Annotated in this window: 19 protein-coding genes and 1 tRNA gene; 5 read left to right on the plus strand and 15 right to left on the minus strand. The window is 70.9% G+C overall.

Features of this window, described 5'->3' with window-relative positions; genetic code table 11:
• The first annotated feature begins 81 nt into the window (after positions 1 to 81).
• Both HW837_RS06390 and HW837_RS06395 read left to right on the plus strand, forming a co-directional pair.
• On the plus strand, positions 82 to 1,749 hold the full coding sequence (locus HW837_RS06390) for a phytoene desaturase family protein (RefSeq protein ID WP_193379974.1): 1,668 nt from the start codon (positions 82 to 84) through the stop codon (positions 1,747 to 1,749).
• Positions 1,746 to 2,804, plus strand: a complete 1,059-nt coding sequence (locus tag HW837_RS06395; protein WP_193379952.1) for an MDR family NADP-dependent oxidoreductase — start codon at positions 1,746 to 1,748, stop codon at positions 2,802 to 2,804. The genes HW837_RS06390 and HW837_RS06395 overlap by 4 nt, the downstream gene beginning before the upstream one ends.
• A 61-nt stretch (positions 2,805 to 2,865) precedes the next feature.
• On the opposite strand, the gene HW837_RS06400 is transcribed toward HW837_RS06395, so the two are convergent.
• Positions 2,866 to 3,990, minus strand: a complete 1,125-nt coding sequence (locus tag HW837_RS06400; protein WP_193379951.1) for a sensor histidine kinase — start codon at positions 3,988 to 3,990, stop codon at positions 2,866 to 2,868.
• Complete coding sequence (locus tag HW837_RS06405) at positions 3,983 to 4,678, minus strand: response regulator transcription factor (protein ID WP_193379950.1); 696 nt, start codon at positions 4,676 to 4,678, stop codon at positions 3,983 to 3,985. Before HW837_RS06405 ends, HW837_RS06400 begins: the two co-directional genes overlap by 8 nt.
• A gap of 146 nt (positions 4,679 to 4,824) precedes the next feature.
• On the opposite strand from HW837_RS06405, the gene HW837_RS06410 reads away from it, so the two are divergent.
• A complete protein-coding gene (locus HW837_RS06410; protein ID WP_237270026.1) occupies positions 4,825 to 5,925 on the plus strand; it encodes an endonuclease/exonuclease/phosphatase family protein in 1,101 nt (366 codons plus the stop codon).
• A gap of 105 nt (positions 5,926 to 6,030) precedes the next feature.
• On the opposite strand, the gene HW837_RS06415 is transcribed toward HW837_RS06410, so the two are convergent.
• The 5 genes from HW837_RS06415 to HW837_RS06435 form a co-directional block, all read right to left on the minus strand.
• Positions 6,031 to 7,218 (minus strand): ABC transporter ATP-binding protein, encoded by a 1,188-nt coding sequence (locus HW837_RS06415; protein WP_045556847.1) that lies wholly within the window; start codon positions 7,216 to 7,218, stop codon positions 6,031 to 6,033.
• Between the two features lie 26 nt (positions 7,219 to 7,244).
• Positions 7,245 to 8,078: a carbohydrate ABC transporter permease gene (locus tag HW837_RS06420; protein ID WP_045556846.1), complete on the minus strand. Its 834-nt coding sequence runs from the start codon at positions 8,076 to 8,078 to the stop codon at positions 7,245 to 7,247.
• Positions 8,078 to 9,037, minus strand: a complete 960-nt coding sequence (locus tag HW837_RS06425; protein WP_193379949.1) for a carbohydrate ABC transporter permease — start codon at positions 9,035 to 9,037, stop codon at positions 8,078 to 8,080. Before HW837_RS06425 ends, HW837_RS06420 begins: the two co-directional genes overlap by 1 nt.
• A 70-nt stretch (positions 9,038 to 9,107) precedes the next feature.
• The gene (locus tag HW837_RS06430; protein WP_234442482.1) at positions 9,108 to 10,361 is read right to left on the minus strand and encodes an ABC transporter substrate-binding protein; all 1,254 of its coding nucleotides are present in this window, start codon (positions 10,359 to 10,361) and stop codon (positions 9,108 to 9,110) included.
• A gap of 307 nt (positions 10,362 to 10,668) precedes the next feature.
• A tRNA-Pro gene (locus HW837_RS06435) sits at positions 10,669 to 10,742 on the minus strand.
• A 160-nt stretch (positions 10,743 to 10,902) separates the two neighbouring features.
• Here HW837_RS06435 and HW837_RS06440 point away from each other — a divergent pair.
• Both HW837_RS06440 and HW837_RS06445 read left to right on the plus strand, forming a co-directional pair.
• Positions 10,903 to 11,595, plus strand: coding sequence for a thiamine pyrophosphate-dependent enzyme (locus HW837_RS06440; protein WP_193379948.1), 693 nt, complete (start codon positions 10,903 to 10,905; stop codon positions 11,593 to 11,595).
• A gap of 44 nt (positions 11,596 to 11,639) precedes the next feature.
• On the plus strand, positions 11,640 to 12,545 hold the full coding sequence (locus tag HW837_RS06445) for a transketolase family protein (protein WP_045556843.1): 906 nt from the start codon (positions 11,640 to 11,642) through the stop codon (positions 12,543 to 12,545).
• A gap of 23 nt (positions 12,546 to 12,568) precedes the next feature.
• Here the strand turns inward: HW837_RS06445 and HW837_RS06450 are convergent, their stop codons facing one another.
• The 8 genes from HW837_RS06450 to HW837_RS06485 form a co-directional block, all read right to left on the minus strand.
• Positions 12,569 to 12,928, minus strand: coding sequence for an MmcQ/YjbR family DNA-binding protein (locus HW837_RS06450; RefSeq protein ID WP_045556928.1), 360 nt, complete (start codon positions 12,926 to 12,928; stop codon positions 12,569 to 12,571).
• A 154-nt stretch (positions 12,929 to 13,082) separates the two neighbouring features.
• Positions 13,083 to 13,982 carry a LysR family transcriptional regulator gene (locus HW837_RS06455; protein WP_045556842.1) on the minus strand — a complete coding sequence of 300 codons (900 nt, stop codon included), beginning with the start codon at positions 13,980 to 13,982 and terminating at the stop codon, positions 13,083 to 13,085.
• Between the two features lie 84 nt (positions 13,983 to 14,066).
• Positions 14,067 to 15,266, minus strand: coding sequence for a glycine C-acetyltransferase (locus tag HW837_RS06460; RefSeq protein ID WP_193379947.1), 1,200 nt, complete (start codon positions 15,264 to 15,266; stop codon positions 14,067 to 14,069).
• A 51-nt stretch (positions 15,267 to 15,317) separates the two neighbouring features.
• The gene (gene tdh / locus HW837_RS06465; protein ID WP_060882615.1) at positions 15,318 to 16,346 is read right to left on the minus strand and encodes an L-threonine 3-dehydrogenase; all 1,029 of its coding nucleotides are present in this window, start codon (positions 16,344 to 16,346) and stop codon (positions 15,318 to 15,320) included.
• 238 nt (positions 16,347 to 16,584) lie between these two features.
• Positions 16,585 to 17,142, minus strand: a complete 558-nt coding sequence (locus HW837_RS06470; RefSeq protein WP_045556839.1) for a GAF domain-containing protein — start codon at positions 17,140 to 17,142, stop codon at positions 16,585 to 16,587.
• The gene (locus HW837_RS06475) at positions 17,139 to 17,738 is read right to left on the minus strand and encodes a GTP-binding protein (protein ID WP_045556838.1); all 600 of its coding nucleotides are present in this window, start codon (positions 17,736 to 17,738) and stop codon (positions 17,139 to 17,141) included. The genes HW837_RS06470 and HW837_RS06475 overlap by 4 nt, the downstream gene beginning before the upstream one ends.
• A complete protein-coding gene (locus tag HW837_RS06480) occupies positions 17,716 to 18,087 on the minus strand; it encodes a DUF742 domain-containing protein (RefSeq protein WP_045556837.1) in 372 nt (123 codons plus the stop codon). The genes HW837_RS06475 and HW837_RS06480 overlap by 23 nt, the downstream gene beginning before the upstream one ends.
• A 2-nt stretch (positions 18,088 to 18,089) precedes the next feature.
• Positions 18,090 to 18,521, minus strand: a complete 432-nt coding sequence (locus HW837_RS06485; protein ID WP_045556836.1) for a roadblock/LC7 domain-containing protein — start codon at positions 18,519 to 18,521, stop codon at positions 18,090 to 18,092.
• Between the last annotated feature and the right edge of the window lie 35 nt (positions 18,522 to 18,556).

Here is an 18,556-nt window from a genome sequence, read left to right on the forward strand (position 1 = left end):
CGCCCGCACCACCACCCGTACGACAGGCACGGACCACGAGAGACGGGAAGGGCGAGGCGATTGGCACGCCGACGCGAAACCATGATCATCATCGGCGGCGGTCTCGGCGGCCTGTCCACCGGGTGCTACGCCCGGATGAACGGCTACCGGACCCGGATCTTCGAGATGCACGAGATTCCCGGCGGCTCGTGCACCGGCTGGGACCGCGGCGACTTCACCTTCGACTGGTGCGTCAGCTGGCTCCTCGGCAACGGGCCGGGCAACGAGATGTACCAGATCTGGCTGGAACTGGGCGCCCTCCAGGGCAAGGAGATGCGGCACTTCGACGTGTTCAACATCGTCCGGGGCCGGGACGGCCGGGCGGTCCGCTTCTACTCCGATCCCGACCGGCTGGAGGCCCATCTCCTCTCCCTCTCGCCGATGGACTCCGCGCCGATCCGGGAGTTCTGCGCCGGCGTCCGTACCTTCCGCAAGGCGCTCGCGGTCTACCCGTTCCTCAAACCCGTCGGGCTGATGGGCAGGAGGGAGCGATGGCGGATGATGGCGTCGTTCGCCCCGTACTTCGCCACCATCCGCAGGTCGATCACCGTCCTGATGACCGACTACGCGCAGCGGTTCCACGATCCGCTGCTGCGCGAGGCGTTCAACTTCATCCTCTACGAGAAGCATCCGGCCTTCCCGGTGCTGCCGTTCTACTTCCAGCTGGCCTCGCACGCCAACCGCGCGGCCGGGGTGCCCGAGGGCGGTTCGCTGGGCCTGGCCCGGTCGGTGGAGCAGCGCTACCGCGGACTCGGCGGCGAGATCACCTACAACGCCAAGGTCGAGGAGGTCCTGGTCGAGCGGGACCGCGCGGTCGGCGTACGCCTCAGCGACGGCCGGGAGCACCGCGCGGACATCGTGGTCTCGGCGGCCGACGGCCACACCACGGTGATGAAGCTGCTCAAGGGCCACTACCTGAACGACACCTACCGCAGGCTCTACACCTCGCTCATCGACCAGCCCGGCCAGCTCTCCCCCGGATACGTCTCCCTGTTCCTGGGGTTGCGCAGGCCCTTCCCGGAGGGCGACCCCTGCACCACGTACCTGCTCACGGAGCGGCAGGCGAGCGAGCTGACCGGGATCCGCTGCCCGTCCATGAACGTGCAGTTCCGCACCCGGCACTATCCGGAGCTGGCGCCGCGCGGGTCCACCGTGGTCTTCGCGACGTACTTCTCGGACATCGCCCCCTGGCGGGCGCTGCACCAGGGTCCGGAGCAGTCCTCCCGGGTGCGGCGCGGGCAGGAGCTGCACACGCTGCCGGTCAGGCACGGCAAGGAGTATCTGACCGCCAAACGCCGGGTGCGGTCCGGCATCGTCTCCTTCCTGGACGAGCGGTTCCCCGGCTTCGGGGACGCGGTGGCCGTCGCCGACGTCTCGACCCCGCTCACCCAGGTCCGCTACACGGGCGTCTACGACGGGACCTTCCCGGGCTGGAACCCGTTCGTGGAGGGCGCGGAGACCCTGGAGGACGAGATCAGGCGGAGCGGCCCGGTACTGCCGGGGCTGTCGAACTTCTACCTCTCCGGGGTCTGGGCGACGATCGGCGGCCTGATCCGCGCGGCGGCGGCCGGGCGGCACGTCACGCAGTTCGTCTGCCGGGACGACGGACTGGACTTCACCGCCGAGATCGACCGGAGCGCGCCGGCACCGACCCACCTGGTCGTTCCGGTGGGCGGCGACGCGGACAGCGAGAGGGGAGCCCTGGCATGAGGATCGAGCAGTGGGTCGTCCGTGAGCATCTGGGCGGGGTGCCGGACGTCGACCGGATCTACGAGAAGCTGGCCGAGGACGTCGAGATCGTCCTCCGCCCCGACGAGATGCTCCTGCGCACCCGGTACGTCTCGGTCGACCCGTACCAGAACGGGCTGGCGCTGGAGACTCCGCTCGGCCACCACATGGGCGGCGACTCGATCATGGAGGTGCTGGAGACGGGCCCGGAGGCCCGTTTCCGGGTCGGCGACCTCGTGCAGGGTTTCGGCGGCTGGCGCAGCCATGTCGTCCACAACGGGGCCGAGGAGGTGTGGCGGACCGGTGCCTTCCCGATGGTCCTGCCCGCCTATCGCCGGCTCGACCCGGACGCGTACGACGAGCGGCTGCCCCTGTCCACCGCGCTCGGCATCATGGGCGCGCCCGGGATGACCGCCTGGGGCACGTTCACCAGGTTCCTGGCCGTGCGCCCCGGCGACACCGTGGTGATCAGCGGGGCGTCCGGCTCGGTCGGCTCCCTGGTGGGCCAGCTGGCGGCGCGGGCGGGCGCCGGGCGGGTGGTGGGTACGACCTCCTCGCCCGGCAAGGCCGGGTATCTGCGCGAGCTGGGCTTCGACGAGGTGGTGTGCTACGACCGCGCCGACGACGCGGAGAAGGTTCGGCAGGCGCTGCTGCTCGCCGCCCCCGACGGGGTCGACCGCTACTTCGACAACCTCGGCGGGACGGTCACCGACGCGGTGTTCACCATGCTCAACGTGGACAGCCGGGTGGCCGTCTGCTGGCAGTGGGCCACCACGGTGAACGGCGAGACGACCGGCCCGCGGCTGCTGCCGTACATCATGTTCCCGCGCACCACGATCCGGGGGATCTTCGCCCAGGAGTGGTTCACGGAACCGCTGTTGTCACGGATGCACCAGGAGCTGGGCGGCCTGGTCCGCGCGGGCGAGGTCCGGTACCACCAGACCGTCCACCACGGCTTCGACGCCGTCCCGCACGCGTACCGGACCCTCTACCGCGACCGGGAGAGGACCCGGGGCAAGGTCCTCGTCGAACTCTGACGGACCGGCACCGGGGGTCGGGGAGGCGGGTCCGGGAGCGCGTGTCGTCGCTGGTGCGCGTTCATCGACCGGCGTGCGGGGAGGTCGCGGGCAGTTCCACGGTGACGCGGATCCCGCCCTCCGGGCGCGGTGTGACGGTGAGGGTGCCGTCGTGCGCGTGGGCGATGGTCTCGACGATGGCGAGGCCGAGGCCCACGCCCGCGTGGTCGGTGTGGACGCGTTCGGTGCCGCGCCGGAACGGTTCGGCGAGGGTCGAGGCAAGCTGGGCGGTCAGGTGCTCGCCGGTGTTCTCCACCGTGAGCACCACGGTCCTCGGGTGGGCGCCGGCCCGCACGGCGGTGTTCACCCGCACCGCGCCCCGTTCGGGCAGGTTGTGGACGATCGCGTTGTGCACGAGGTTCGTGGTCAGCTGGAGCAGGAGCGCGGGTGATCCGCTCGTGGGCGCGATGTCACCTTCGGTCTCGACGGTGACACCGTGCTTCTCCGCGAGGGGGAGGAGGGTCTCGGTCGCTTCTTCCGCCATCAGGGACAGGTCGACGGGTTCTCGGGTGAAGGACCGCCCTTCGGCGCGGCTGACCAGGAGCAGTGCCTCGGTGAGGTCGATCGCCCGGGCGTTGACCGTGTGCAGGCGTTCGACGAGCGCGCCGGTGTCGTGGTGCGGATCGGCGCGGGCCACGTCGAGGAGCGCCTTGGAGATCGCCAGGGGCGTGCGCAACTCGTGCGAGGCGTTGGCCGCGAACCTCTGGTGCTCGGCGACGTGCGCTTCGAGCCCGGCGAGCATCGTGTCGAAGGCGTCGGCGAGTTCGCGGAACTCGTCGTTGCGGCCCGGCAGCCGGATCCGGTGGGAGAGCGATCCGTCGGTGGCCATGCGGGTGGCGTGGGTGATGCGGGTCAGCGGGGCGAGCATACGGCCGGCGAGGACCCAGCCGCCCAGGAGCCCGAAGACCAGCAGGAGCAGCAGGACGGCGGCCGCCTTCGGCGCGAAGACGTCCAGGAGGGCGGAGCGGACGGGAAAGACGCCGTTCCCGGGCTTGTCGTCGGGGGTGATGAGCATGGCCCGGTCGGGGACGTACCGCAGCAGGAACACCCACACCGCCGCGAGCAGCAGGAGGCCGGCCAGCATGAGGAACCCGGCGTAGCTGAGGGTGAGCCGGACACGGACGCTCAGCCCGGGTGCCCTATCCACGGCCGTCTCCCTGGTGTCCGGCCTCCGGCCGGGTGTCGATGCGGTAGCCGACGCCCGGCACGGTGGCGATGATCCAGGGTTCTCCGAGCCGCTTGCGCAGGGCCGAGACGGTGATCCGCACGGCGTTGGTGAACGGGTCGGCGTTCTCGTCCCACGCGCGTTCCAGGAGTTCCTCGGCGCCGACCACACCGCCCTCGGCGGCCACCAGGACGTCGAGGACGGCGAACTGCTTCCGGGTCAGCGCGACATGGCGGCCGTCCCGGTAGACCTCCCTGCGGAACGCGTCCAGGCGCAGGCCCGCGATCTCCCGCACGGGTGGCCTGCTGTGGGCGCGCCTGCGGTCGAGTGCTCTGAGGCGGAGCGCGAGTTCCTGGAGTTCGAACGGCTTCGTGAGGTAGTCGTCGGCGCCGAGCGCGAACCCGGAGACCTTGTCGTCGAGCCGGTCGGCCGCGGTGAGCATGAGGATGGGCATCCCGCTGCCGGAGGCGACGACGTGCGCGGCGATCTCGTCGCCGGACGGTCCGGGGATGTCGCGGTCGAGGACGGCGATGTCGTAGGTGTGGACGCTGAGCAGTTCCAGCGCGGTGTCGCCGTCACCGGCGATGTCGGCCGCGATCGCCTCCAGGCGCAGGCCGTCGCGGATGGCCTCCGCCAGGTACGGTTCGTCCTCCACCACCAAGACACGCATGCTCCGAGGCTACGAGGCGGCGCATATCGTCGGCGTATCGAGAACCGCATACGCGCCGGCAACACCGCGCCGCCTTGACTGGCCCCATGACGCGAACAGTGACCGGCCGTGGACGAGGCCGTGGTCGAGGCCCTACGACGGCGGGAATGCGCACGCCGGGGATGGGCACGGCGGGGACAGGCACGCCGGAGACCGCGGAGGGTGACGCCGACCGCCCGGACTCCGCCACCGGTGCCCGGCGCACCGGCATCCGGCGGGCGCTGCGCTTCGGCTCCCGGCGAGAGCACTGGAAGCGCGGCCCGGTCCTCACGGCGCTGGCGCTGCTGCTGGGCCTGGTCATGCTGTTCCACGCGGAGATCCCGAACCGTATCGGCAACGTCGGCAGTCTGGTGGAGAGCCTTCTGCCGTGGTTCGGTCTCTTCGTCCCGGTGCTGCTGGCCGTGTCGCTCCGGCGCCGCTCGGCCTCCGCGGTGGCCGCGCTGCTGCTGGCGGTCACGGTGTGGCTGCACCTGTTCGGCGGGCTGCTCGGTGACAGGTCCCTCCCGGGCGGCGACCTCACCGTGGTCGGTCACAACGTCGGCGCCGACAACGCCGACCCGGTCGGCACCGCCCGTGCCCTGGCCGCCTCCGGCGCACAGGTGCTGGCCCTGGAGGAGCTGACCCCGCAGGCCCGGGGCACGTACGAGAGGGAGCTGGCGAAGGCGTATCCGCACCACGCCGTGCTGGGGACGGTCGGGCTGTGGAGCAAACTGCCGCTGTCGGACACCCGGCCGGTCGACATCGCGCAGGATGTCGGGCCGCTGGCGGCCACCAAGCCGGTCGACGAGAAGTTGGCCTACAACCGGGCGCTGCGCGGCACGGTGGCCACGGACCGGGGGCCGCTCACGGTGTACGTCGCCCACCTGGGGTCGGTACGGCTGAACCCCCGGACGGGCTTCTGGACGGAGTCGCGGGACAGGAACGCGCGGGCGCTCGCCGAGGCCGTGGCCGCCGAGCGCGACGAACGGGTGGTGCTCCTCGGCGACCTGAACGGCACGACCGACGACCGCGCCTTCGACGCCCTCACCGCGCGGCTGCGCTCGGCGCAGACCGAGGCCGGGGACGGGTTCGGTTTCAGCTGGCCGGCCGGGTTCCCGGTGGCGCGGATCGACCAGATCCTGGTCCGCGGTGTGCGGCCGCACAGCGCGTGGGTCCTCCCGGCCACCGGCAGCGACCACCTGCCGGTGGCAGCCCGGATCAGCTGGTGAAGGAGGGAGACGGCCGTGGGAAACCCGACCGGCGAACGGCCCGCGAAGGGGTCGTGTCGGATCTCCGGCACGGGGATCGCGGATCGCGCCCCGTGCGGTGCGTCGTCAGTCCGCTCTCACCGGATGCGTGAGGTTCGCTCCGGTCCCCGGGTCGAACACGTGGGCCTTGGCCATGTCGACCCGCAGTTCGACCGGTTCGCCCTCGCGGGCCCGGGTGGCGGCGTTCAGCCGGGCCACGATGTGCTGGGTGTCGGTGCCGGTGTCGCGCAGGCCCGAGTCCTTGGCGAGCTCCTCCAGTTCGGTGGTCGTCGCGGGCCCTCCCTCCGCGGCGAAGTAGACGTACGCGTCGGAGCCCAGCGACTCCAGTACCTCCACGGTGACGGTGAGGACCGGGCCCGTCCGGGCCCCCTCGGGTGACAGGGCCGCGTCCTCGAACGCCTCCGGCCGCAGCCCGACGATGACCTCGCGGGGCGCGTTCCGGCGTTCCAGCGCCTGCCTCGTACGGTCGTCGAGGGTCAGGTCCCCGAGGGACGAGCGCAGGGCGCCGGCCTCCAGGGTGGCGTTCAGAAAGTTCATCGCCGGGGAGCCGATGAAGCCCGCGACGAAGAGGTTGCGCGGCAGGTCGTACAGCTCGGCCGGGGTGCCGATCTGCTGGACCAGGCCCTGTCTCATGACCACGACGCGGTCGCCCAGCGTCATCGCCTCGGTCTGGTCGTGGGTGACGTACACGGTGGTCGTGTCGAGGCGCCGCTGCAGCCGGGAGATCTGCGTGCGCATCTGTACCCGGAGTTTGGCGTCCAGGTTGGACAGCGGCTCGTCCATCAGGAACGCCTTGGGATCACGGACGATCGCCCGCCCCATGGCAACCCGCTGGCGCTGACCGCCCGAGAGGTTGGCGGGCTTGCGGTCCAGGTGCTCGGTGAGGTCGAGGATCCGGGCGGCGTCCGTCACCTTGGCGTCGATGGTGGCCTTGTCCACCTTGGCCAGGCGCAGCGGGAAGCCCATGTTCTCCCGGACGCTCATGTGCGGGTACAGGGCGTAACTCTGGAACACCATGGCGACGTCGCGCTCCTTGGGAGCCAGGTCGTTGACGACCCGGCCACCGATGCGCAGGGTGCCCTCGGTGATGTCCTCCAGTCCGGCGATCATGTTCAGCGTGGTGGACTTGCCGCATCCCGACGGGCCGACCAGGATCACGAACTCGCCGTCGGCGATGGCGAGGTCCACGTCCTTCACGGCGAGCGCCCCGTCGGGAAAGCGCTTGGTGACTCCCTCAAGGATGATCTCGGCCATGGATGGTGCCTCCTTGCCTTCCCCGTTCAGCCCTTGACTGCCCCGGAGGTCAGTCCGGCGACGATCCGCCGCTGGAAGAGCAGGACGAAAACGATGATCGGGATGGTGATCACCACGGCGGCGGCGGCGATCGACCCTGTGGGCTGCTGGAACTGGGAGCTGCCGGTGAAGAACGCGATCGCCGCGGGCACGGTGCGCGCGGACTCGGTGGACGTCAGCGAGATCGCGAACAGGAAGTCGTTCCAGCAGAAGATGAACACGAGAATGGCCGTGGTGAACACGCCCGGTGCGGCCAGCGGCACGATGACCAGCCGGAAGGCCTGCGCGGGCGTCGCCCCGTCGACCTTGGCGGCCTTCTCCAGGTCCCAGGGGATCTCCCGGAAGAACGCCGACAGGGTGTAGATCGCGAGCGGCAGGGAGAAGGTCATGTACGGGATGATCAGCCCGATCCAGGTGTCGAAGATGCCGATGATCCGCTCGATGTCGAACAGCGGTGACACCAGCGAGATCGGCGGGAACATGGCGATCAGCAGTGACATGCCGATGAGGACCCGCTTGCCGGGGAACCGCAGCCGGGCCACCGCGTACGCGGCCATGGTGCCCAGTGCCACGGCGATCACCGTGGCGATCAGCGCGATGCCGATCGAGTTGATCAGTGCCCGGGTGAACTCGGCGGTCTCGAAGATTCCTCGGTAGTTCTCCCAGGTCCAGTCCGTGGGGATGTAGTTCCCGTCCGTCAGGGTGCTGGGGTCCTTGAACGACAGCGCGGCGATCCACCACACCGGGAACAGGGCGTACAGCACGACCACCACGTTCAGGACGCCCCATCGGGTGGCGTGCGTCTTTCCCACCGCGGCCATCAGCGCCCCACCTCCGCACCCGGCGCCGCGGTACCGAACAGTTTGACGAAGGTGAAGGCGATGATCCCGACGCAGATGAAGATCAGGACCGAGATCGCCGACCCGATGCCCAGGTTCAGCGCGGTGAACAGGTTGTCGTACCCGAGGATCGACACAGAGCCGGTCCCCTGGGCGCCCGCTGTCAGGATGTAGATGTTGTCGAAGATCCGGAACGCGTCCAGGGTGCGGAAGATCAGTGCCACCAGGACGGCCGGTTTCATCAGCGGCAGCATGACCTTGGTGAAGCGCTGCCAGGCGGTGGCGCCGTCCACCATGGCTGCCTTCAGGGTCTCCTCTGGGACCAGCGCGAGGCCCGCGAGCAGCAGGAGGGCCATGAACGGCGTCGTCTTCCACACCTCGGCGAGGATGATCAGCCAGAGGGCGGGCCACTGCTCGGTCAGCGGGGCCTCCCCGCTGGGCAGCAGCTCGGCGAGGTAGCCGAGTTCCGGGGTCCAGGCGTACTGCCAGGAGAAGGCGGCGACCACGGTGACGATCCCGTACGGAATCAGCACCGAGGTGCGGACGACGCCGCGCCAGAAGATCGTGCGGTGCATCACCAGGGCGAGCCCCATTCCGAGAACGAGTTCGATCGCCACCGACACCGCGGTGATGAACAGGGTGACCCAGAAGGCGTCCCACCAGAACGGAGAGGACAGCACCGCGCCGTAGTTGCTCAGGCCCACGAACTCCGCCCGTCCGGGAAAGCGCAGGTCGTAGCGCTGGAGGGACAGATAGACGGCGTACCCGATGGGGTAGGCGGTCACGGCGGTCATGACGACGACGGCGGGCGCGCAGAGCAGCCAGCCGAGCCGCCGCTCCTGCCGGGCGCCCGCCGAGAGTGCCGCCCGGTCCGGCCCCGCCTGCTCCGTCCGCGCCTCGGGTGGCGGTGGGGTTCCGGCGTGTCGCGCCCGCGTGCTCATCGCGGGCCGCCCGGGGACGAGGCCCGCGCGCCGCGGCGCGGGGCGACGGAGTGGCGGGAGAGGTCGTGCTTCACGGGATCACACCCTCGGATCGCAGGGCATCGTCGATCTGCTCGCCGATGGTGTCGACGGAGCTCTCCGGTTCGATCCCGGACGGCGGGGACAGCGTGTGGGAGACCGCGATCGACACGTTCTGATAGACCGGAGTGATCGGGCGCACGCTCGCCGACTCCAGGGCGGCCAGGACGTCCTTGGAGAACGGGTACTCCTTCATGAACGCGGGCTCGTCGTAGAGGGCGCGCAGGGTGGGCGGCAGACCGCCCTCCAGCGCGGCGCTGAGCTGGTTCTCCCGGTTGCGCAGGCACAGTGCCGCCTCGAAGGCCAGGTCGGGGTGGCGCGAGTAGGCGCTCACCGCCAGATCGATGCCGCCGATGGTGGGCCGTGCCGGGCGGTTCGGATCGACCCGGGGGTACGGCGCCCAGCGGAAGTTCTTGAACAGCTCGGGGTTGTTCGCCTTCATCGACGGATAGACGAACGGGTAGTTGAGCTCGAACGCCGCCGTCCCCGACTCCATGGCGAGCCGGTTCTGGTCCTCCATCTGATTGGGCAGGGAGGGGTCGGCGGCCGGGGACCTGGCCAGATCGCGCATGATGCCGGCGGCCCGCACCGCGGGCCGGCCGAGAGAGGGCGCGGTCGCGGTCGCGTTGAGGATGGAACCGCCGGCACTGTTGATCAGCGTGTTGAACCAGACGGTCAGGCCCTCGTACTGGGCGCCCTGGATCTCCACGAAGTGCGGCTTGCCCTGCCGGGCGAGGGCGCCGGCCATGTCCAGCATCTCGGCCCAGGTCCTGGGCGGGGTGGGCACCAGGTCCTTGCGGTACCACAGGAGCTGGGTGTTGGTGTTGTACGGGACGGCGTAGAGCTTGCCCTTCCAGGTCGAGGTCCGCAGCGGTACGCGCAGGGTGCCCTCGACGGCCTGCTGCTTCGCGGCCCCCGTCCATTCCCGGATCCAGCGCGCCTCGGCGAACTCCGCGGCCCAGGTGACGTCCAGGCCCAGGATGTCGAGCGAGTCGTCCTCGGCGGCGAGCCTTCGGACGAGTTGCTGGCGCTGTCCGTCCGCGGCGCGCGGGAGCTTGTTGTAGCTGATCGAGTAGCGACCGCCCGACGCCTGGCTGCACCGGTCGGCCGCCTTCTGCAGCGCCCCTGAGTCGTCCGGGAAGTTGTACCAGTTGAGGGTGGGCCTGCCGGAGCCCTCGTCACTGCCGCAAGCGGCGAGGACCGACGCCAGCAACGGCATCACGGCGAACGCCCGCAGCCATCTCATCCCTCCGCGACGTCCCCTCTGACCTGAAACCGGCCGGCAGCCGCACCTCGCGTGCACACGCTCCACACCTCGTCTCCGGACGGTGGCAGGACTCGATCCCGCAGCTCTTGCTCCCGGCGAACACTAAAGTCCACATATGGGATGACCAAGAACATAAGTCCAGGGTCGGCGGATAACTCACTGAATCGCCCAATGGCCCACTCAGTGATGCCCGGCCTCGATCCCGCCCTGACCGGACGCCGAAAAACGATCAAGGGCCGGTTTCGGATTTCTCCGAAACCGGCCCTTGATCTGCGACTGTCTCCAGTCGGGACGACAGGATTTGAACCTGCGACCCCTTGACCCCCAGTCAAGTGCGCTACCAAGCTGCGCCACGTCCCGATGCCCGTCTGACCTGGGATTTCCCCTGGCTGAACGCGCACGGAAACAATACCGCACTCGGGCCGGTGGTCGCGCACGCGTTTATCGGCGCGAGGAGGCGGGAGGCCCTCCGTCGACACCGCTTGACCTGAAGCTTGGTTGAGGTCGCAGGCTCTTCCGTATGACGACGACACCGTACGGATTCACGGAGCTGCCCGAGCTGATGGGGCTGATGACGGGCGCGGAGAAGCACGGTCCGGCGGCCACGTCCACCCTGGACGTGCTGTGGGTGCTCTACGACCGGGTGCTGCGGGTGGGCCCGGAGCGGCTGGAGGACCCGGAGCGGGACCGGTTCCTGCTGTCGAAGGGACACGGGCCGATGGCGTACTACGCGGTCCTCGCGGCGAAGGGCTTCCTGCCGGCCGCGTGGCTGCCCGGCTTCGGCTCGTACGACTCGCCGCTCGGCCACCACCCGGACCGGCTGCTGGTGCCGGGCGCGGAGATCGGCAGCGGCTCGCTCGGGCACGGCCTGCCCATCGCGGTCGGGACGGCGCTCGGGCTGCGGGCCCAGGGGCGGATGGACCCGGCGGTGTGGGTGCTGGTCGGCGACGCGGAGCTGGACGAGGGCAGCAACCACGAGGCGATCGCCTACGCCGGTCCCGCCGGGCTCGACCGGCTGCACACCGTCGTGATCGACAACTCCTCCGCCAGCCATGCGCGGCCGGGCGGGATCGCCGCGCGGTTCGAGGTGGCGGGCTGGTCCGCCGAGACCGTGGACGGTCGCGACCACGACGCCCTGCACGCGGCCTTCACCGCGCCGCACCCGGGACGGCCGCGGGTCGTCGTGGCCCGCGTCGAGCCGAAGAACGCCTGAACCCCCGAGATCTCCGTAACCACCCCGAAAGGACGAACGACCTCATGGACACCATGCGTGACCGCTTCGCTCCCGTCGTCTCCGGCATGCTCGACGAGGATCCCCGGGTCGCGGTGGTCCTCGCCGAGATCGGCCGGGACGGCTTCGTGGAGGCGACGCACCGCCACCCGGACCGGGTGATCAACGTCGGGATCCGGGAGCAACTGCTGATCGGCGCGGGCGCGGGCCTGGCACTGGCCGGGATGCGGCCCGTGCTGCACACCTTCGCGAGCTTCCTCGTGGAACGGCCCTTCGAGCAGGTGAAGCTGGATCTGGGGCACCAGGACGTCGGCGCGGTGCTGGTCAGCGCCGCCGCGTCCTACGACTGGCCGGCCGGCGGCTTCACCCACATGTCACCCGGCGACATCGCCGTCCTGGACACGCTCGACGGGTGGACCGTGCATGTGCCCGGGCATCCCGACGAGGCCGAGACACTGCTCCGGCACGCGGTCGGCGCGGGCGAGGGCAAGGACGACAAGGTCTACGTACGGCTGTCCGCGCAGTCCAACGAGCAGGCGCTCGCGGTGGACGGGCAGCGGTTCCTCACCGTGCGGGAGGGGCGCCGCGGGGTCGTCGTCGCCGTCGGGCCCCTGCTCGACGCGGTCCTCGCGGCCACGGAGGGGCTCGATGTGACCGTGCTGTACGCCTCGACCGTGCGCCCGTTCGACTCGGCCGCGTTGCGCCGGGCCACCGACTCGGCCGGCGGGGACGTGGTCCTCGTCGAGCCCTACCTGGCGGGCACGTCGACGGCCGCCGCCAACGACGCGCTCGCCGATGTGCCGCACCGGGTGCTCGGGCTGGGCGTGGGGCGGCGGGAGCTGCGGCGCTACGGGCAGTCGGAGGAGCACGTGGCCGCGCACGGGTTGGACGCGGCCACGTTGCGGGAGCGGATCACGGGGTTCCTGCGGTAGCGGCACGCAGGGACGGGGGCGGCTCAGTCGACGGCGGGGAGCCCCAACTCCGGGTAGGCGTCGAGGAGTTTGGTCGGTGCGGCCTGGCGCCAGGAATCGGCGAGGACGTCGCGCAGCTCGGCGTCGTCCTCCAGGGCGGAGAGCCGCACCCGCACCCAGGCGAACCCCGCCTCGTGCTCGGCGATCCAGAACTTGCCGGGCTCGGCGAGGACCAGCTCGTCCCGCTCCACCTTGGGGCACCGCACGGCCATGGATGTCTCGTCCTCCGGCAGCGTCGCGAACATCTTCCCCGCCACCCGGAAGGTGGGCATGCTCCAGGCGACCTTCTCCGTACTGTCGGGCAGGGAGAGGGCGACACGTCGTACGTCTTCTGCATCGGGCATGGAACGCACGGTAGCGGTGAGCACTGACAATCACCGCCGGGAGGTGGCACCGGAAACGGCGAAACAACGGCCGAGCATGCCCCGCCACCTCAATCGGTCACTTCAGCCGGCCATCTCGCCCGGCCTCCTCGGTCGGCCTCCTCGGTCGGCCTCCTCACCCCGCCGCCTCCCCCAGCGCCTCCAGCACCGGCCGGATCAGCGGGTGGCCCTCCGCGCCCCGGCGTACGGCGGCGAAGACGCGGCGCGTGGGGGCCACTCCGTCCACGGGGCGTACGACCACGCCCGTGAGGTCCGTGCCGCGCAGCGCCGAGCGGGGGACGAGGGCCACGCCCGCGTCGGCGGAGGCGAGGGCGACCACGGCGCGGAAGTCGTCGGAGGAGTGTTCGAGGCGGGGCTGGAAGCCGGCGTTCTCGCAGGCCAGGACGACGACGTCATGGCAGGGGTTCCCTGGATAGGGGCCGATCCAGGGGTCCTTGGCCAGTTCGGCGAGCGGCACCTCCGCCGCGTCGGCGAGGCGGTGGCTGACGGGCACGACCGCGTCGAAGGGCTCGGCGTACAGCGCGACATGGGTCAGCCGGGGGTCGTCGGCGGCCGGCGCGCCCCGGTACTCGACGGCCACGGCGATGTCGACCTGCCGGTCCAGGACCATCGGCAGGCTCGCGTCGCCCTCGGCGTCCTGGACGCGGAGCCGGATGCCGGGCGCGGACCGGGCGAGGCGGGCCAGCGCGGGTGCCACGACCTGGGCGATACCGGTGGCGAAGGAGGCGACCGTGACGGTGCCGGCCTCGCCCGAGCTGTACGCGGCCAGTTCCGCCGCCGCCTGCTCCAGCTGGGCGAGGACCGCGTGGGTGTGGCCGAGCAGGATCTCGCCGGCCGGGGTCAGCCGTACGCCCTTCGCGCCCCGCTCGACCAGGCGGTGTCCCGTCTCCTGTTCCAGGGCGGTGAGCTGCTGGGAGACGGCGGACGGGGTGAGGTACAGCGCGGCGGCTGCCGCCGTCACCGTGCGGTGGTCGGCCACCGCACGAAGGATGTGGAGCCGCCGCGCTTCGATCATGAGACCGATTCTCTCAAATGCGCGCTTTCCCCCTGAACCGCTCCGCCCGGACCACCTGCCCGGGCTCCGACTCGGCCCTCCGGCTCAGCCCTCCAGCTCGGCCCATGCCGCCACGAACGCGTCCACCGCGCGGTGCACGTCCGCCGTGGAGTGCGCGGCGGAGAGCTGGACGCGGATACGGGCCTGGCCCTGCGGAACGACCGGGTAGGAGAACCCGATCACATAGACGCCGCGGTCCAGGAGCAGCTCGGCCAGGCGGCCCGCCTTCGCCGCGTCGCCGATCATGACTGGGGCGATGGGGTGGTCGCCGGGGAGGATGTCGAAGCCCTCCTCGGTCATGCGGCTCCGGAACAGCGCCGTGTTCTCGGCGAGGCGGACCCGCAGGTCGTCGGCCGACTCCAGGAGGTCCAGCACCTTCAGGGAGGCCGCCGCGATCACCGGCGCGAGGGTGTTGGAGAAGAGGTACGGCCGGGAGCGCTGGCGCAGCAGGGCGACGATCTCGGCGCGGGCGGCGACGTAGCCGCCGGAGGCGCCGCCGAGGGCCTTGCCGAGGGTGCCGGTGATGATGTCGACGCGGTCCATGACGCCGTGCAGCTCGGGGGTGCCGCGGCCGCCGGGGCCGGTGAAGCCGACGGCGTGGGAGTCGTCGACCATGACCATGGCGTCGTGGCGGTCGGCGAGGTCGCAGATCTCGCGGAGGGGGGCCACATAGCCGTCCATGGAGAAGACGCCGTCGGTGACGATCAGCTTCCGGCGGGCGCCGGCTTCGGTCGCCTCCTTCAACTGCCGTTCCAGGTCGACGAGATCACGGTTGGCGTAGCGGAAGCGGCGGGCCTTGGAGAGCCGGATGCCGTCGATGATCGAGGCGTGGTTGAGGGCGTCGGAGATCACCGCGTCCTCGGGGCCGAGCAGGGTCTCGAAGACGCCGCCGTTGGCGTCGAAGCAGGAGGAGTAGAGGATCGTGTCCTCCTGGCCGAGGAACGCCGAGAGCCGTGCCTCCAGTTCCTTGTGGACCTCCTGGGTGCCGCAGATGAAGCGGACGGAGGCCATGCCGTAGCCCCAGCGGTCCAGGGCGTCGTGGGCGGCGGCGATCACCTCGGGGTGGTCGGCGAGGCCGAGGTAGTTGTTGGCGCAGAAGTTGAGGACCTCGCCGGGACGGCCGCCGGCGGTGACCGCGACGGTCGCCGACTGCGGGCTGCCGATGACCCGCTCGGGCTTGTGCAGCCCGGCGGCGCGGATCTCGTCGAGGGTGGTGCGCAGGTCGTCGCGCACGGAGTCGAACATCGTGAACTCCTAGGAGAAGCGGGTGACTTACACGGTCCGGACGCGGCTGACTCACGCAGTCCAGTCGAGGATGACCTTCCCGCCCGCGCCGCTCGCCGCGTCCGCGAACGCCGCCTCGTGGTCGCGGTAGCCGTAGCGGCCGGTGATGACGGGGGCGAGGTCGAGGCCGCCCTCCAGGAGCACCGTCATCGCGTACCAGGTCTCGAACATCTCGCGGCCGTAGATCCCCTTGATGGTGATCATGGACGTGACGACGCGGGCCCAGTCGACGGCGAACTCCTCGGACGGCAGTCCGAGCATGGCGATCCGGCCGCCGTGGGTCATGTTGGCGATCATGTCGCGCATCGCGGCGGGGTTGCCGGACATCTCCAGGCCTATGTCGAAGCCCTCCCGCAGGCCGAGGGCCCGCTGCCCGTCGGCGACGGTCGACTCCCGTACGTCGAGCGCGAGGCTGACGCCGATCTTGCGGGCGAGTTCCAGCCGGTCCTCGCTGACGTCGGTGACCACGACGTGCCGGGCGCCGGCGTGCCGGGCGACGGCGGCGGCCATCAGGCCGATGGGGCCCGCCCCGGTGATCAGGACGTCCTCTCCGACCAGGGGGAAGGAGAGCGCGGTGTGCACGGCGTTGCCGAACGGGTCGAAGATCGCGGCCACGTCGAGGTCGACGGGGACGCGGTGCACCCACACGTTGGTCGCCGGCAGGGCCACGTACTCGGCGAAGGCGCCGTCGCGGCCGACGCCGAGGCCGACGGTGGCGCGGCACAGGTGGCGCCGGCCGGCGAGGCAGTTGCGGCACTTGCCGCACACGAGGTGGCCCTCGCCGCTGACCCGGTCGCCGACCTGGACCTCGGTGACGGCACGGCCGATGTCCACGACCTCGCCGACGAACTCGTGGCCGGCCACGAGCGGGGTGCGGATGGTCTGCCGGGCCCAGCCGTCCCAGGCCCGGATGTGCAGGTCGGTTCCGCAGATCCCGGTCCGCAGGACCTTGATCAGTACGTCACCGGGGCCGATCTCGGGCTCCGGGACGTCGACGAGCCACAGTCCGGGCTCCGCCTTCTCCTTGACCAGCGCCTTCACGCTACGGCTCCAGTGGGGTGCGCCCCCGGCTCAGGGCATGACGAACAGGCCCGTACCGGGGAGAGGGGTGGGATCGCCGATCAATCTGCCGCACACCGACGGCCCGGGTCCATCGAGGTTTTCTTAACCTCCGCCGCAGCTTTCCTTCACACCCCCGCCGCGCCCGCGCGGCGCGACGTGGATCGCCGACGAGTGGCCGCTCCTCGGCGATCCGCCATGAAGTGCCCTCCCACGGGCGTCACGGGAACGCCTCACGTCCCTCGATCCGGGCGGCGAGTTCCGCGGCCATCGCCTTGATGGTCTCCAGGCCCGCCCGGCCCCAGGGTCGCGGCTGGACGTCCATGACGCAGACCGTGCCGAGGGCGATGCCCGTACGGTCGAGGAGGGGCGCGCCGAGGTAGGAGCGGATGCCGTGGTCGTCGACGACGGGGTTGCCGGCGAACTTCGGGTATTCGCGCACGTCTTCGAGGACGAGCCCTTTGCGGCGGACCACCACGTACGGGCAGAACCCGTGGTCACGGGCGAGGCGACGATCGACCCCGAGCAGTGTGGTGTCGGCCGTGGGCTGTGCCGACACATGCAGGCCGGCGAAGAACTGCCGTTCCTCGTCGATGAAGTTGACCGTCGCGTACGGCACGGAGGCGACCTGCGCGAGCCGGTCCGCGAAGGCGTCGAAGGCCGGTTCGGCGTACTCGCCGAGCCCGAGCAGCCGCAGCCGCGCCACGCGCTCGGGGGCGTCCGGGTCCTCGGGGGTGAGCAGCAGCCGGCCGACCGGACGCGGCGGGTCGTACGTCACGTGTGGGCTCCGTGGCTCGGCAGCTGCGCCGGGGTGTGGGCGAGGAGGTGCCGGACGAGGGTGAGCAGGGTCTGGACGCCCGAGCTGGAGATACGGGCGTCGCAGCAGACGACGGGGATCTCCGGGTCGAGGTCGAGGGCCGCGCGCACCTCGTCGGCGTCGTAGCGGTAGGAGCCGTCGAACTCGTTGATGGCGACGATGAAGCCGAGGCCGCGCTGCTCGAAGAAGTCGACGGCGGCGAAGCAGTCCTCCAGGCGGCGTGTGTCGGCGAGGATGACCGCGCCGAGGGCGCCCTCGGAGAGTTCGTCCCACATGAACCAGAACCGTTGCTGTCCGGGGGTGCCGAACAGATAGAGCACATGGCGCGGGTCCAGGGTGATGCGGCCGAAGTCCATCGCGACGGTCGTCTCGACCTTGTTCTCGATGCCGTCGAGATTGTCGGTGGCGGCGCTCACTGTGGTGAGCAGTTCCTCCGTGCTCAGCGGCGCGATCTCGCTCACCGCGCCGACGAAGGTCGTCTTGCCGACCCCGAACCCTCCCGCCACCAGGATCTTGAGTGCGGTGGGGAAGGGGTCAGAGCTGTCGTCGTAGTCCATCGAGCACTGCCTCCAGAAGAGACCGGTCTGTCGGGTTGTGGTGGAAAACCGGGGGCTTGGTGGTGAGGGCCCCGCAGTCGACGAGGTCGGACAGCAGCACCTTGGTCACCGTCGCCGGCAACGTGAGGTGTGCGGCGATCTCGGCGACCGAGACGGGTGCCCGGCACAGGTCGAGTGCGGTCGCGTGCTCGGGGCCCAGATAGCCGAGGGGGGTCGCCCCGGTGGCCATCACCTGTGAGAGGAGATCGAGCGCGGTGGTCGGCCGGGTCCGGCCGTTGATGACGGTGTAGGGGCGCACCAGACGCCCGGCGGCGTCGTCGTACAGGGGTCCGTCGCCGGCCGCGGGCACGGTCAAGGCCTCATCGCGGAGGGTTCGACGGCTTGCCGGGGCTGGGTGACCAGGTACGGGCGGACGCTCTTGACCAGCATCGCCATCTCGTAGCCGAGGACGGCGGCGTCGGCCTCCCGTCCGGCGAGCACGGCGAGGCAGGTGCCGGAGCCGGCGGTGGAGACGAACAGCAGGGTCGAGTCGAGTTCGACGACGACCTGACGGACCTCGCCGCCGTCGCCGAAGCGGACGCCCGCGCTGCGTCCGAGGGAGTACAGGCCGGAGGCCAGGGCCGCCATGTGGTCGGCGCTGTCCGGGTCGAGGCCGTGGACCGACTTGACCAGCCCGTCGCAGGAGAGCAGGACCGCGCTCGTGGTGTGCGGGACGCGCTGGACGAGGCCGCTCATCAGCCAGTCGAGGTCGGATACATGGCCGGTCGGCGCTTCGCTCGCCATGGTGGATCGACTCCTTGGGGTGCGTTGGTCTGCGG

It is taken from the genome of Streptomyces caniscabiei, from assembly GCF_014930365.1.
GTDB classification, from domain to species: Bacteria; Actinomycetota; Actinomycetes; order Streptomycetales; family Streptomycetaceae; genus Streptomyces; species Streptomyces caniscabiei.

Excerpts from the sequence above, each read along its gene's own strand:
- HW837_RS06390 (WP_193379974.1), top strand. The coding sequence starts at position 82 with ATGATCATCATCGGCGGCGGTCTCGGCGGCCTGTCCACCGGGTGCTAC.
- HW837_RS06395 (WP_193379952.1), top strand. The coding sequence starts at position 1,746 with ATGAGGATCGAGCAGTGGGTCGTCCGTGAGCATCTGGGCGGGGTGCCG.
- HW837_RS06405 (WP_193379950.1), bottom strand. The coding sequence starts at position 4,678 with ATGCGTGTCTTGGTGGTGGAGGACGAACCGTACCTGGCGGAGGCCATC.
- HW837_RS06410 (WP_237270026.1), top strand. The coding sequence starts at position 4,825 with ATGCGCACGCCGGGGATGGGCACGGCGGGGACAGGCACGCCGGAGACC.
- HW837_RS06415 (WP_045556847.1), bottom strand. The coding sequence starts at position 7,218 with ATGGCCGAGATCATCCTTGAGGGAGTCACCAAGCGCTTTCCCGACGGG.
- HW837_RS06420 (WP_045556846.1), bottom strand. The coding sequence starts at position 8,078 with ATGGCCGCGGTGGGAAAGACGCACGCCACCCGATGGGGCGTCCTGAAC.
- HW837_RS06425 (WP_193379949.1), bottom strand. The coding sequence starts at position 9,037 with ATGAGCACGCGGGCGCGACACGCCGGAACCCCACCGCCACCCGAGGCG.
- HW837_RS06430 (WP_234442482.1), bottom strand. The coding sequence starts at position 10,361 with ATGAGATGGCTGCGGGCGTTCGCCGTGATGCCGTTGCTGGCGTCGGTC.
- HW837_RS06440 (WP_193379948.1), top strand. The coding sequence starts at position 10,903 with ATGACGACGACACCGTACGGATTCACGGAGCTGCCCGAGCTGATGGGG.
- HW837_RS06445 (WP_045556843.1), top strand. The coding sequence starts at position 11,640 with ATGGACACCATGCGTGACCGCTTCGCTCCCGTCGTCTCCGGCATGCTC.
- HW837_RS06450 (WP_045556928.1), bottom strand. The coding sequence starts at position 12,928 with ATGCCCGATGCAGAAGACGTACGACGTGTCGCCCTCTCCCTGCCCGAC.
- HW837_RS06455 (WP_045556842.1), bottom strand. The coding sequence starts at position 13,982 with ATGATCGAAGCGCGGCGGCTCCACATCCTTCGTGCGGTGGCCGACCAC.
- HW837_RS06460 (WP_193379947.1), bottom strand. The coding sequence starts at position 15,266 with ATGTTCGACTCCGTGCGCGACGACCTGCGCACCACCCTCGACGAGATC.
- HW837_RS06475 (WP_045556838.1), bottom strand. The coding sequence starts at position 17,738 with ATGGACTACGACGACAGCTCTGACCCCTTCCCCACCGCACTCAAGATC.
- HW837_RS06485 (WP_045556836.1), bottom strand. The coding sequence starts at position 18,521 with ATGGCGAGCGAAGCGCCGACCGGCCATGTATCCGACCTCGACTGGCTG.